Origin of the sequence: Silanimonas sp. (assembly GCF_027531545.1) — a bacterium.
GTDB lineage: Bacteria > Pseudomonadota > Gammaproteobacteria > Xanthomonadales > Xanthomonadaceae > Silanimonas.
This window is the reverse complement of the sequence record NZ_JAPZSC010000002.1, coordinates 50581-63016: the sequence shown is the minus strand read 5'-3', so window position 1 is coordinate 63016 and position 12436 is coordinate 50581. Positions and strand designations below refer to the sequence as shown.

The window sequence follows — 12436 nt, the reverse complement described above, 5'->3', positions numbered from 1 at the left end:
GCTCAGCGCGCCTTGGCGGCGTCCTCGAGCTCCTTGACGAACTGCGGCGCCGGGTAGGCGTGCTCCATCGTCCACATCATGTAGCGCGAATCGACGGCGATCATGCGGGTCATCTTCGGGTCGAACACCCAGTTCGAGCTCACCGACTCCCAGTTGCCGTCGAAGGCGAGGCCAACGAGACGGCCACGCGCGTCCATCACCGGCGAACCGGAGTTGCCGCCCGTGATGTCGAGGTCGGAGAGGAAGTTCACCGGCACGGTGCCCAGCGCGGCGTCGGCGCGGTTGCCGTGGCGACGCTCGCGGATGGCGTCGAGCTGCACCTGCGGGGCGTCGAAGGGCTCGGTGCCCGTCGCCTTGGCCGCGAGGCCTTCGAGCGTGGTGAACGGGGTGTAGGCCACGCCGTCGCGCGGCGTGTAGCCCGTCACGTTGCCGAAGGTGATGCGCAGGCTGAGATTGGCGTCCGGGTAGACGTGGCCGCCCTTCGACTTGCGGTAGGCCTGCACGGCGGCCAGGAAGGCCGGACGGTGCAGCAGGCTGTCACCGCCGCGCGACTTCGCCTCGTTCTCGAGGGCGAGCATCGTCGGGTGCAGCGCGGCCGCGAGCTTCACCATCGGGTCGGTGCTGGCGTCCAGCGTGGCCTTGTCGGCCGTCAGCAGCGCGAGGCGCGCGTCGGTGCCTTCAAGCTGGGTGCCCGCGTAGAGCTTCTCGAGGCCGGCCTTGATCGCCGCCTCGCTGCCGTCGCCGACGATCGCATCCAGCGCCGGCACGCGCTGCGCGGCCGGCAGCTTGGCGTAGTGGCCCAGCCAGTAGGCCATCAGCTGCGTCTCCATGCTGCGGGCGTAACGCCGCTCCAGCTGGCGCTGGCCGCCTTCGATGCCCGGCAGGTCGCGCTGCTGGAAGCCCGGCGCGCGTTCGAGATCCGGCTTGGCCTTCTCGACGGCGAGGCGGTAGAGCTGGCGCACGCTGCCCAGCAGTCCCGTGTTGCCGACCTGGCCGAGCACGAGGTCGCGCTCGCGGGTCTCGCGGGCCTTGGCGGCGAGGGCTTCGAGCGCGGCGTGCGCATCGAGAGCGGCCTTCGCATCGAGGCCTTCGGCGCCGGCGGCGCCAGCGCGGAGCCAGTCGAGCACGGCCTGCTCCTCGGCCTGCTTGGTGGCCAGCGCATCGATGCGCTGGAAGCCTTCCAGCTGGCCGTCCCAGTTCTTCATCGCGTTCTGCCAACCGCGGATCGTGGCGGCGTACTTCACCTCCACGTCCTTGTCGGCCTTGCCGGCCGCCTCGACCATCGCGACGACGTTCTTCAGGTGCTGGCCGACGACCGGGTACTGCCACCCGGCGACGTTCTGGAACTCGTCGAACAGCGCGTAGCGGTTGGTCTGGCCCGGATAGCCGGCCACCATCACGAAATCACCGGCCTCGAGCGGCTGGTCGGCGAGCTTCAGCCAGTGCTTCGGCTGGTAGGGCACGTTGTCCTTCGAGAACGCGGCCGGCTTGCCGTCCGGGCCCACGTAGGCGCGGTAGAAGGTGAAGTCGCCGGTGTGGCGCGGCCACATCCAGTTGTCGACCTCGCCGCCGTAGTTGCCGATCGAGGACGGCGGCGCGTAGGCGAGGCGCACGTCCTTGATCTCCATCTGGCGGAACAGGCGGAAGGTCTGGCCGCCGAAGAACGAGTACAGCGTGCAGCGGAAGCCGGCCTCGCTCTCGCAGGCAGCGATCAGCGCCTTCTGCTTGGCCTCCAGCGCGTTCTGGCGCGCGAGGCCATCCGCGGCGCCGGCGATCGCGGCGCGCATGTCGGCGGTGACGTCGGTGATCTGGTCCATCACGAACACGCGCGCATTCGGGCCGGCGGAGACTTCATCGGCCGGCGTCGCGGCGTTGAAGCCCGTGGCCATCAGGTTCTTCTCGGGCGTCGAGTTCAGCTGGATGGCGCCGTAGGCGCAGTGGTGGTTGGTGGCGACAAGGCCGTTCGGCGAGACGAAGCTGGCCGTGCAGCCGCCCAGTGCGACGACGGCGCCCATCGGGTCGCCAGTGAGGTTGGCGAGCTGCTCGGGCGAAAGCTCGAGGCCGGCGTCCTTCAGCGGCCCGGCGATCTCGGGCAACTGCTGGGGTACCCACATGCCCTCGCGGGCGGTGGCGGCGGAGGCGAAAAGCGTGGCCGCGACGGCGGCGGCAAGCGGAAGTCGACGCATGAGGGGTTCCCCGGTTCGGACAATTGGGCGCAGCGGAATGCTTGCGAACGAAACTTCCCGAGTCTAGCCCGGCCCCTCCCCCCTCCCCCCTGCCGGAAGTCGGGGGTGCGATTTCACGCGGCGTGGCCGTCGGCGACTTCCGCCGCTGCGCCAAGGCCTCTACTGTGTCCGCTCAACAGAACGGAGCAACGCGATGGGAATCAGCGGGCAAAGCGTCCTTGCAAGCCTTCTGGTCGCGTCGGCCCTCCTGCCCGAGGCGCGGGCCCAGTCCGCGCCCAGCCCCAGCGACGCCCTCCGCGCCGCGCTGCCGACGATCTGCGCCGGCGCAGTTCGTGACCTCGCGACGCGCTGCGCGGCGCTGGGCGCCTTCGGGTCCGGCGGCTTCGACGGCGCGGCCCAGGCGCAGCGGCTCGGGGAGCTGCCCGGGCATGCACGCGTAGCCGACACGCAAGGCGGCACCTCCGATCCGTCGGCGCCCTGGACCGACGAATCGGCCCAGCGCTGGAGCGTCTGGGCCAGCGTGCTGGATCGCGGCCTCGACCGGCGCGAGGGGCGGATCGAAGCCGGTTTCGAGGCCGGACGCACCGGCCTGCTGCTGGGCGCGGGCTGGCAGCCGTTGCCGACGCTCAGCCTCGACGGCGGTTGGCAGTCCGTCCGCGAGACACTCGACTACACCGCATCGGACGGCCGGCTCGACGCCCGGGTCGACGGCCCACTGCTGGTCGCGGCGTGGATGCCCTCGGCGACCTGGCGCCTCGAGGCCCAAGCGGACTGGAGCGAGGGCCGCCTCGAAAGCCGGCGCCGCGTGCGCTACGCCCTGCCTGGCGGGGAGACCATCGACAGCGAAGCCCGCGCACGCACCGACACCCGACGGCGCGGCGCGGCATTGGCGGTCCGGCGCAACGACAGCTTCGGCGCGATCTCGATCGACAGCGGGCTCGGCATCGACGATTCGCGGGTTCGCATCGCGCCCTACGCGGAATCGGGCGGCGCCGGATGGGCGCTGGCGGTACCGGCGCGCGAGCGCCGCACCCGGCGGGTCCAGCTCGACGCGATGGTGTCCGGCGCGATCTCCCGGCCCTCCGGCGTCTGGGTGCCGAGCGCGCGCCTCACCGCCATCCGCGAGCTCGACGACCCGTCGCGCACCCTCGCCGTCCGCTTCGTGGACGACGCGGGCCGCACGCCGGTGCGCTTCGCCACCGAGGAACCCGACGACCAGTGGATCGACGTCGGCCTCGGGCTGGTCTGGGTGCGCCCCGGCGGCCGCTCGTTCTTCGTCGAGACCCGCCATCGGCTCGGCCACCGCTTCCTACGCGAGCACCAGCTTGCCGTGGGCATCCGCATCGAGCGCTGAGTCCGTCGATGGAAAGCAGCGAGATCCTGGTTTTCCTCAGCATCACGCAGGCGGTGATCGCCTTCGCGATGGCGGCCGTGGCGGCGCAGATGGGCGGCGACCGGCTGCGGATGTCGCGCCGCATCCTCGCCACCAGCTTCGCCGCGCTCGGCGCCTTCCAAGCGCTGTCCATGCTCTCGTTCTGGCTGGCCGGGCAAGGGCCGCAGTGGATCCTGACGCGCACGCTGGTGAGCGCAGCATCGCAGTCCGCCTCGATCATCCATCTCGTCTTCCTCGCCCTCGCGCTGTACCTCACGGTGCTGCGGCAAGGGCTTCGCCCCGGCACCTTCCGCCTGAGCATCGCCGCGGCGCTCGTCATCGGCGTCGCCCTCGCATGGCCCGGCGCCTTCGACGTGGGCAGTGCGGAACTGCGGACCACGCTGCGCGTCGGCGTACGCTCACTGATCACGACCCTGGCCTACGCTGCCCTCGTGGTGCTGATGGCGCGACACCGGCCCATCAGCGGCCGAACCCTCGGGCAATGGCTGGTGGTGGGGTCGCTGTCGATCCTCGCCGCCAGCAATGGCGTCAACGCCGTCACCACCCTCGTAAGCGACTGGCAGGCCTGGGGTGCGGACGTGACGGTGTGGCTGCAGCTGTTCGGCCTCGTCGGCGTGATGGCGCTCGCCATCGCGATGCTGGTGTGGGTGCAGGAGCGCACCCAGGCGATGGCCGAAGCCAAGACGCTCACCGCCGAACGCATGGCGCACTTCGACGAGGACACGGGCCTGCCGAACCGGCACGGCTTCCTCCGGCGCATCGACCAGGGGGCCGCGGGCGGTGCCCCCCTCACGCTGATGACCGTGCACCTGCAGCGCTACCCGATGCTGGAACGTACCCTCGGCGCCGCCTGGGCACGCGAGGCGCTGCAGCGCGTGGGCGAGGCCTTGGTCGCGGGGCGCAGCTACCACTTCCTCGCGATCGGCCGCATCGACAGCGACCGCCTCGCGATCGCCATCACTGCCGACGGTTCGCTGGCCGACGCCGACGTGCTGGCCCGCCGTCGCGAAGTGGAATCCGTCGCCCAGGGCCTCGGCCATCCGGTCGGCGTGAGCTTCGGCTATGCCGTCCGCCAGCAGCGCGAGAGCGTCGAAAGCCTGCTGGCCTGCGCCTGCCTTGCGCAGGAGAAGGCCGAAGCCGCCGGCATGCACATGTTGCGCTTCGAGCCCGAGCAGGCGCGCTCCGACGCCGACGAGGTCGAGATCGTCGGCGCGCTCTACCGCGCCATCGGCGAAGACCAGCTCTTCCTCGAATACCAGGGCATCTTCGACGTCGCCACCGGCCATCTCGATGGCGTGGAAGCGCTGATCCGTTGGAGGCACCCGGTGCAGGGCGTGCTCCCGCCGGGCCGTTTCCTGCCGGCCGCCGAACGCGGCGGCCTGATGGGCGACATCGACCGCTGGGTGCTCGACCGCGTCTGCCGGCACCTGCGCGAACGCCAGGAGGCCGGCCTGCCGGAGGTGCCCGTGGCGCTGAACCTCTCCGCGGCCTCGGTGCTCGATTCCGGCCTGCCCGCGGCCGTCGAGGCGCAGTTGCGGCGCAACCGGCTGCCGCCCGCCCTGCTGGAGCTGGAGATCACCGAATCCGCCGCGATGCACGACCTTGCGCGCGCCCGCGACATCGTCGATGCGCTGCGCGCCCTGGGCGTGCGCATCGCCCTCGACGACCTCGGCACCGGCTATTCCTCGCTGTCGCACCTGCGCGAGCTGCGCGCCGACCGGCTGAAGATCGACCGCAGCTTCATCGGCAGCGGCGACCGCTTCGGCAATGCCATCGCCGCGGCCATCGGCGTGCTCGGCCGCTCGCTCGGCCTGGAGGTCGTGGCGGAGGGCGTGGAGACGCCCGAGCAGTTGGCTTTCTGCCAGACCCAAGGCTTCTCGAAGGTGCAGGGCTGGTTGTTCCATCGCCCGGCGGTCGGCTGGCCCGACGGCCTGCGCATCGCCCCAGCGGCCCAGGGCGCCCCCCGCGAGGGCGGAAACGCGCCGGTATAATCGGCAACCTTCGGGCCGAGGGCCCCGGGAGCACGCTGATGGGCATGATGATGAAGGCGCTGGTGAAGCGCCACGCCGAAAAAGGCATCTGGATGGAAGAGGTGCCGGTCCCGCAGATCGGCCCCAACGAGGTGCTGATCAAGCTCGAGAAGACCGCCATCTGCGGCACCGACCTGCACATCTACAAGTGGGACGAGTGGAGCCAGCGCACCATCACGCCGGGCCTCGTCATCGGCCATGAATTCGTCGGGCGCATCGTCGAACTCGGCAACGGCGTCACCGGCTACAAGGTCGGCGACCGCGTCTCGGCGGAAGGCCACATCGTCTGCGGCGTCTGCCGCAACTGCCGCGCCGGCAAGCAACACCTGTGCCCGCACACGGTCGGCATCGGCGTGAACCGCGCCGGCGCCTTCGCCGAATACATCGCCATGCCGGCATCGAACCTGTGGCCGATCCCCGACCAGATTCCGTCGGAACTGGCCGCGTTCTTCGACCCCTACGGCAACGCCGCGCACTGCGCGCTCGAGTTCGACGTCATCGGCGAGGACGTGCTGATCACCGGCGCGGGCCCCATCGGCATCATCGCCGCCGGCATCTGCAAGCACATCGGCGCGCGCAACGTCGTCGTCACCGACGTCAACGACTTCCGCCTGAAGCTGGCCGCCGACATGGGCGCCACGCGGGTCGTGAACGTCTCGAAGCAGTCGGTGAAGGACGTCATGAAGGACCTCCACATGGAGGGCTTCGACGTCGGCCTCGAGATGAGCGGCAACCCGCGCGCCTTCAACGACATGCTCGACTGCATGTACCACGGCGGCAAGATCGCGCTGCTCGGCATCCTGCCCAAGGGCACGGGCGTGGATTGGGACAAGATCATCTTCAAGGGGCTCACGGTGCAGGGCATCTACGGCCGGCGCATGTACGAGACCTGGTACAAGATGACGCAGATGGTGCTCACCGGCTTCCCGCTGCAGAAGGTGCTCACGCACCAGATCCATATCGACGATTTCCAGCGCGGCTTCGACCTGATGGATGCCGGCATCTGCGGCAAGGTCGTCTGCAGCTGGAACTGACCCGCAGCATCCCCCTCCCCACGAGGCCACGCCCATGTGCTCCGCCTCCAGCGTCCGCATCGCCGTCGACCCCGACCTCGACGGCGAGAAGGCCCTCGCCATCCGCGAGATGCTTCGCGACTACAACGCGCGCTTCATCGGCCGCCCCGACTGGCTGCCGATGGTGATCACCGCGCTCGACGCCGAGGACGATCTCGTCGGTGGGCTGGCCGGCCAGTACGGGTTGGGTTGGCTGCACGTCGACATGCTGGCCGTCTTGCCGGAACGCCGGCGCACGGGCATCGGCATGCAGCTGCTCGACCAGGCCGAACACTGGGCGCGCCAGCGCGGGGCGCTCGGCGTGTACCTCGAAACCATCGAGTTCCAGGCGCTGGGCTTCTACGAGCGGCTCGGTTACCGGCAGTTCGGCCAGCAGGCGGACAATCCGCCCGGTTACACCCGCTACTACCTCGAAAAACGCTTCGACTGAATGCCTTCGCTTCTCCGTGAACCCCGCGCCTGGCTGGCGGCGGGCCTGCTGTTCGCCCATGCCGTTGCCCACGCGTCTGCCCCGGATTGCGGCCCGGATGCCCTTCCCGCGGCGGCGCTCGCCTCGCCCACCCTGCTCGGCGCCGAGGACTTCAGCGCCTCGCCCTGCGCGACCATCGTTGGCGGCATGGCGCAGTTCGTGCTGCGCCCTCACGGCCCGGGCGTGGACGACATCGAGCCCGCCCAGTTGCGCGTCGAAAGCCTCGACCTGCTCGAGATCCGCGCCGTCGAGATGGAGGTGGTGCGCCGCCTGCGCGCCCAGGGCGCGGCCGGCACCGCGGGCCGCGCGGCGGCCTCTTCGCTGGTGCAGACCGGCGAGGCCCTGGCCGGTGTGGTCACCCGGCCAGTGGAGAGCGTCATCGGCCTGCCGGCCGGCATGTTGCGGGTGTTCGGCCGTCGTGCCACGCGCTACGGACGACAGGCCTCCGACCTGGGCGAGCGCGCCTATGGAGCCGTCTCCGACGAGGCCCTGTTCGACGCCAGCCTGCGCCCGCGCGAGGCGGAGCCGCTGCCGCCGGAGCCCGAACCCTGGTGGCAGAAGGGCGGCGGCGTCGCGCTGAAGCTCGGGAAGCGCTGGCTCGGCTACAACGCGGCGCGGCGCGAACTGGGCCGCGAACTGGGCATCGACCCCTACTCCACGAACCCGTGGCTCGGCGCCGAGATGGACCGGCTCGCCTGGTCGGCCCTCGTCGGTCGGCGCGGCGTGGGCTTCGGTCTCGGGCAGGTCGGCGGGGCCGCCGGCACGGTGCTCGGCGAAAGCGGCCGCATCCACCGCATGGTGTGGGAAAAGCCGCCGGAGGAAGTCGAGGCCTGGAACGCGGCGCGCCTTGCGCCGCTGGCCTGCCGTGCCGACGTGCAGGACGCCTTCTTCGACAACTCGCGCTACAGCCCGACGCTGCAGACGCAGGCCGTCGATGCGCTGCTGGAGCTGGCGCCGCAGGGCGGCTGCGAGAGCTTCCTCGGCCTGGCGGCGAGCGTGCAGCGCGAGGCCGAAGCCCGTTTCGTGGTCGATGCGCTGCAGCTGATGGTGGCGGCACGGCCGCGCTTCCCGACGCGTTTCGAGATCTTCGGCGAAGCCCTCGTACTGCGCGATGGCGAGGAGCGGCTGTGGCTGGCGCTGCCCGTCGACCTGCTGCAGTGGACGCCCGAGACCGCCGACTTCTTCGCCGACCCGGCGCTCGCGCGGGTGGCCGACAAGCGCCTGCTGCTCGCGCGCGACGCCAGCCCGCGGGCACGCGCCGCGCTGCTGGCGGACGGTTGGGCCGTGGTGGAGCAGTCGATCGGGCCGGCCCGCGAATTCAGCGTGCGGCAGCCGAGCTTCGACGCGGGGTACTGAGCCGGGAGCGCGATGCCGAACCCCCGGCATCGCGCGGAGCCTCCTTCCGAGGACTCAGCCGACGTCAGCTTCGGGGAGGTCGGCCGGATCGTCGTTGCTGCTGCGCACCAAACGGTAACCGTGCTGGTAAATGCCCTCGAGGCGCCATTCGCTGTCGCCCTGCAGGCCGAGGCGCTTGCGCAAACGGCTCACATAGGTGTCGATGCTGCGCGTGGCCACGTTCGGACCGACGCGCCACACCTGCGAAAGCAGGGTTTCGCGCGAAACCACCTTGCCCCGGCGCTGGAACAGGAAGACCAGCAGGTCGAATTCGCGGTCGGTGAGCTCGATCTGCTCGCCGTGCAGCGTGAGGCGGCGGCGATCAAGGTCGAAGCCGAAGGGCTCGACGTCCTCGATGATGTTGGCGTTGCTGAGCGGCGCGGCGCGACGCATGGCCGACTTGATCCGCGCCACCAGCTCGGCGGCGCGCGCCGGCTTCACGATGTAGTCGTCGGCGCCGGCCTGCAGGCCGGTGACGATGTCGGATTCCTGATCGTTGCCGGTCAGGAAGATCACCGGCAGCGTCGCATTCGTCTGCCGGAGTTCGCGCAGCAGATCGAGTCCCGAGACACCGGGCAGATTCCAGTCGAGCAGCAGGAGGTCGATCGATTCCGGCCCCATGCGGCGACGGAAATCGAGCTCGGTGTCGTAGTGGAGGCAATCCATGCCCGAGTTCTCGATCATCGTCGAGATGATCTTGGCCTGGGTGGGATCGTCTTCGACGAGTCCGATTTGCAGAGTGCGAGACATGGTCCCCTGGGTGACCGGATCGGGAAGTCCGGTTCCGCAACATGTTTTACAAGTGTGAATTGTGTCAAGCACCGGGGGACAACGGAAGACATCCCGGCCCGGGTCCATAATGCCGCCCCCGCCCCGTGCACCCCGATCGCCATGGCCCCGAACACCCCCGTCACCCCCGCCCTCACCCGCTATGCCGCCGAGCTGGCCGAGATCCGCGCCGCCGGCCTGTTCAAGGCCGAGCGCGTCATCACCAGCCCGCAGTCGGCCGAGATCGAACTCGAGGACGGCCGCACGGTGCTGAACTTCTGCGCGAACAACTACCTGGGCCTGGCCGACCACCCGGACGTGATCGCCTCGGCCAAGGCGGCCCTGGACACCCACGGCTTCGGCATGGCCTCGGTGCGCTTCATCTGTGGCACGCAGGACCTTCACAAGCAGCTGGAGGCGAAGATCGCCGACTTCTTCGGCACCGAGGACACCATTCTCTACGCCGCCTGTTTCGACGCCAACGGCGGCCTGTTCGAGCCCCTGCTGGGCGAACCCGACGCGATCATCTCCGACAGCCTGAACCACGCCTCGATCATCGACGGCGTGCGCCTGTGCAAGGCCAAGCGCTACCGCTACGCCAACTGCGACATGGCCGATCTGGAAGCGCAGCTCAAGCAGGCCCGCGCCGACGGCGTGCGCGACATCCTGATCACCACCGACGGCGTGTTTTCGATGGACGGCTTCATCGCGCCGCTGGATGAGATCACCGCGCTCGCCGCGAAGTACGGCGCGATGGTCCACATCGACGAATGCCACGCCACCGGCTTCCTAGGCGCCAACGGCCGCGGAAGCGCCGAGGTGAAGGGCGTGATGGACAAGATCGACATCTTCACCGGCACGCTGGGCAAGGCCATGGGCGGGGCGCTGGGCGGCTTCACCACCGGTCGCCGGGATGTGATCGAGCTGCTGCGCCAGCGTTCGCGCCCCTACCTGTTCAGCAACTCGCTGCCGCCGCACGTGGTGGCCGCCGGCATCACCGCGTTCGACATGCTGGCCAAAGCCGGCGACCTGCGCGAGCGTCTGGCTGCGAACACCGCGTACTTCCGCGCGGAAATGGCCAAGCTCGGCTTCGACATCAAGCCCGGCGTGCACCCGATCTGCCCGGTGATGCTCTACGACGCCCCGCTGGCGCAGAAGTTTGCCGCGCGCCTGCTCGAAGAGGGCATCTACGCGATCGGCTTCTTCTTCCCGGTGGTGCCGAAGGGCCAGGCCCGCATCCGCACGCAAATGAGCGCGGCGCACACCCGCGAACACCTCGACCGCGCCATCGCCGCCTTCGCCAAGGTCGGCCGCGAGCTCGGGGTCATCACGGGCTGATGCGGGCGAAGCTCCGCCACCTGTTCCGCCTTGCCGTCGCCACCGACGCCGAGGCGATGCAGGCGGCCGACGGCGCCTGGACCACGCGCTGCCTGCACTGCCGCACGCGCTTGCAGGTGGCGGCCGATGGCGAGGCGCTCGGCGCAAGTTCGCTGGAGCACGTGGTGCCGCAGGCCTGGTTCGGCCTGCGCGCGGCGGCGGCGCTGACCGCCCAGGTGGGCGACGACCGCGACGATCCGCGCAACCTGGCGGTGGCTTGCCGACGCTGCAATCAGGACAAGGGCAAAGGCCCGGACGCCCGGGGCCCGCAGGACGCGCGCGCCCACGACGTCGTGGCGGCGCTGCTCGCCAAGCGCCTCACGCGCTGGCGGCCGCTACCGGACCGCTCGACGCACTGAGGACCGCCCGACGCCTCAGCCTCGAAGGGCCGCGGCCTCGTCGTCGCTCAGCCTGCGCCAGCCTCCTTTCGGAAGCTCGCCCAGGTCCAGCCCGCCGATGGCGACGCGCACGAGGCGCAGCACCGGGAAGCCGGCGGCCTTCGCGAGGCGACGGATCTGCCGATTCTTCCCTTCGTCCAGCACGACCTCGAGCCACGCCGTCTTGCCGCCGCTCTTCAGCAGGGCCACGGACTTCGCCGACAGCCGCTCACCGCCCTCGTCGAGGCCGGCCATCATCGCTGCGAGCGATTCGTCGCCCGGCACGCCCTCCACCTGGACGCGATAGGTCTTGTCCGGCCCGGTAGCCGGATCGGTGATGCGCGCGGCCCACGCCGGGTCGTTGGTGAACAGCAGCAGGCCTTCGCTGGCCTGGTCGAGCCGGCCCACCGGCGCGACCCACGGCAGGCCGGCGCCGTCGAAGCAGCGGTAGACCGTGTCGCGGCCCTTCTCGTCGCTCGCCGTGGTGACAAGGCCGCGCGGCTTGTTCAAGGCGAGATAGACCCGCGCCTCGGAACCCAGCGGCCGACCATCCACGCAGACCTCGTCCACGCCGGTGCGGACCGGATGCTCGGGGTCGTACACGACGCGTCCGTCGACGCTGACCCGGCCCTCGCGCACCCACGCCGCGGCCTGCGTCCGCGAGGCGAGGCCAGCCTTGGAGATGACGCGGGCCACGCCATGCCGGACGACGGTGCCCTGCCCCTGCGCCTCGCGGCGCGGGCCTCGACCAGGGGCCTTCGGAGGTCGCGGCGTCCGCCTCATCGTCACTCTCCCTTCGGATGCCGTTGACGGTTTCCGCATGTGCGACGCGGCGGCGGAGTGTAGCCTTGGCGCGACTTTCCGAGGAAGCGCCCATGTCCGAACACACTGCCGCGCTGCGCTGGTCGCGCCATGGCCGCGACTTCAGCTACGAGACCTTCTCGCGCGACCATGAACTCACGTTCGAGAACGGGCAGAATACGCTCGCTTCCTCGGCACCCGCCTTCCTCGGCAACCCCGAGGCGCTGAACCCGGAGACCCTGCTGGTCGGCTCGCTGTCCTCCTGCCACATGCTCACCTTCCTCGCGATCTGCGCAAAGCGCAGCTACGTGGTCGACCACTACGACGACGCGGCTTCGGGCCTGCTCGACAAGAACGCCGAGGGACGGATGGCCATCACCCGCATCACGCTGCGGCCGAAGGTCGTGTTCTCGGGCGACAAGCAGCCGACGGCCGAAGAGCTGGCGAAGCTGCACGAGCGAGCGCACGCGAACTGCTTCATCGGCAGCTCGATCCGCGCCGACGTCGCCGTCGAACCGCGCTGAACCTTCCGCCGCCGGTTCACCACGCTCTCACCGCCCGCTCCCC

Annotated in this window: 11 protein-coding genes; 8 read left to right on the top strand and 3 right to left on the bottom strand. The window is 70.4% G+C overall.

Annotation, left to right across the window (positions count from 1 at the left end):
- Positions 1-2 precede the first annotated feature (2 nt).
- Entirely contained in the window at positions 3-2186 is a 2184-nt protein-coding gene (locus O9280_RS02990; RefSeq protein WP_298338524.1) for a S46 family peptidase, read from the bottom strand.
- Positions 2187-2379: 193 nt separating this feature from the next.
- Between O9280_RS02990 and O9280_RS02985 the strand changes: the two genes are divergently transcribed.
- The 5 genes from O9280_RS02985 to O9280_RS02965 are packed head-to-tail and all read left to right on the top strand — an operon-like array spanning position 2380 to position 8507.
- The gene (locus tag O9280_RS02985; protein ID WP_298338521.1) at positions 2380-3540 is read left to right on the top strand and encodes an autotransporter outer membrane beta-barrel domain-containing protein; all 1161 of its coding nucleotides are present in this window, start codon (positions 2380-2382) and stop codon (positions 3538-3540) included.
- Between the two features lie 8 nt (positions 3541-3548).
- Positions 3549-5570 (top strand): GGDEF domain-containing phosphodiesterase, encoded by a 2022-nt coding sequence (locus O9280_RS02980; RefSeq protein ID WP_298338518.1) that lies wholly within the window; start codon positions 3549-3551, stop codon positions 5568-5570.
- A 50-nt stretch (positions 5571-5620) separates the two neighbouring features.
- The gene (tdh, locus tag O9280_RS02975) at positions 5621-6643 is read left to right on the top strand and encodes an L-threonine 3-dehydrogenase (protein WP_298338912.1); all 1023 of its coding nucleotides are present in this window, start codon (positions 5621-5623) and stop codon (positions 6641-6643) included.
- Positions 6644-6677: 34 nt separating this feature from the next.
- Positions 6678-7112, top strand: coding sequence for a GNAT family N-acetyltransferase (locus tag O9280_RS02970; RefSeq protein WP_298338515.1), 435 nt, complete (start codon positions 6678-6680; stop codon positions 7110-7112).
- Positions 7113-8507: a hypothetical protein gene (locus O9280_RS02965; protein ID WP_298338513.1), complete on the top strand. Its 1395-nt coding sequence runs from the start codon at positions 7113-7115 to the stop codon at positions 8505-8507.
- Between the two features lie 54 nt (positions 8508-8561).
- Here the strand turns inward: O9280_RS02965 and O9280_RS02960 are convergent, their stop codons facing one another.
- A complete protein-coding gene (locus O9280_RS02960) occupies positions 8562-9296 on the bottom strand; it encodes a response regulator transcription factor (RefSeq protein WP_298338510.1) in 735 nt (244 codons plus the stop codon).
- A gap of 141 nt (positions 9297-9437) precedes the next feature.
- Here O9280_RS02960 and kbl point away from each other — a divergent pair, with 141 nt between their 5' ends.
- On the top strand, positions 9438-10652 hold the full coding sequence (gene kbl / locus O9280_RS02955; protein ID WP_298338507.1) for a glycine C-acetyltransferase: 1215 nt from the start codon (positions 9438-9440) through the stop codon (positions 10650-10652).
- Positions 10652-11050: an HNH endonuclease gene (locus tag O9280_RS02950; RefSeq protein ID WP_298338505.1), complete on the top strand. Its 399-nt coding sequence runs from the start codon at positions 10652-10654 to the stop codon at positions 11048-11050. Before kbl ends, O9280_RS02950 begins: the two co-directional genes overlap by 1 nt.
- A 15-nt stretch (positions 11051-11065) precedes the next feature.
- On the opposite strand, the gene O9280_RS02945 is transcribed toward O9280_RS02950, so the two are convergent.
- Positions 11066-11851 carry a pseudouridine synthase gene (locus tag O9280_RS02945; protein ID WP_298338502.1) on the bottom strand — a complete coding sequence of 262 codons (786 nt, stop codon included), beginning with the start codon at positions 11849-11851 and terminating at the stop codon, positions 11066-11068.
- Between the two features lie 92 nt (positions 11852-11943).
- Here O9280_RS02945 and O9280_RS02940 point away from each other — a divergent pair, with 92 nt between their 5' ends.
- Complete coding sequence (locus tag O9280_RS02940; RefSeq protein ID WP_298338500.1) at positions 11944-12393, top strand: OsmC family protein; 450 nt, start codon at positions 11944-11946, stop codon at positions 12391-12393.
- The last annotated feature ends 43 nt before the right edge of the window (positions 12394-12436 follow it).

What these genes read in the sequence shown, in the direction of transcription:
- O9280_RS02990 (WP_298338524.1), bottom strand. Translation starts at nt 2,186, where the DNA reads ATGCGTCGACTTCCGCTTGCCGCCGCCGTCGCGGCCACGCTTTTCGCC.
- O9280_RS02985 (WP_298338521.1), top strand. Translation starts at nt 2,380, where the DNA reads ATGGGAATCAGCGGGCAAAGCGTCCTTGCAAGCCTTCTGGTCGCGTCG.
- O9280_RS02980 (WP_298338518.1), top strand. Translation starts at nt 3,549, where the DNA reads ATGGAAAGCAGCGAGATCCTGGTTTTCCTCAGCATCACGCAGGCGGTG.
- tdh (WP_298338912.1), top strand. Translation starts at nt 5,621, where the DNA reads ATGAAGGCGCTGGTGAAGCGCCACGCCGAAAAAGGCATCTGGATGGAA.
- O9280_RS02970 (WP_298338515.1), top strand. Translation starts at nt 6,678, where the DNA reads ATGTGCTCCGCCTCCAGCGTCCGCATCGCCGTCGACCCCGACCTCGAC.
- O9280_RS02965 (WP_298338513.1), top strand. Translation starts at nt 7,113, where the DNA reads ATGCCTTCGCTTCTCCGTGAACCCCGCGCCTGGCTGGCGGCGGGCCTG.
- O9280_RS02960 (WP_298338510.1), bottom strand. Translation starts at nt 9,296, where the DNA reads ATGTCTCGCACTCTGCAAATCGGACTCGTCGAAGACGATCCCACCCAG.
- kbl (WP_298338507.1), top strand. Translation starts at nt 9,438, where the DNA reads ATGGCCCCGAACACCCCCGTCACCCCCGCCCTCACCCGCTATGCCGCC.
- O9280_RS02950 (WP_298338505.1), top strand. Translation starts at nt 10,652, where the DNA reads ATGCGGGCGAAGCTCCGCCACCTGTTCCGCCTTGCCGTCGCCACCGAC.
- O9280_RS02945 (WP_298338502.1), bottom strand. Translation starts at nt 11,851, where the DNA reads ATGAGGCGGACGCCGCGACCTCCGAAGGCCCCTGGTCGAGGCCCGCGC.
- O9280_RS02940 (WP_298338500.1), top strand. Translation starts at nt 11,944, where the DNA reads ATGTCCGAACACACTGCCGCGCTGCGCTGGTCGCGCCATGGCCGCGAC.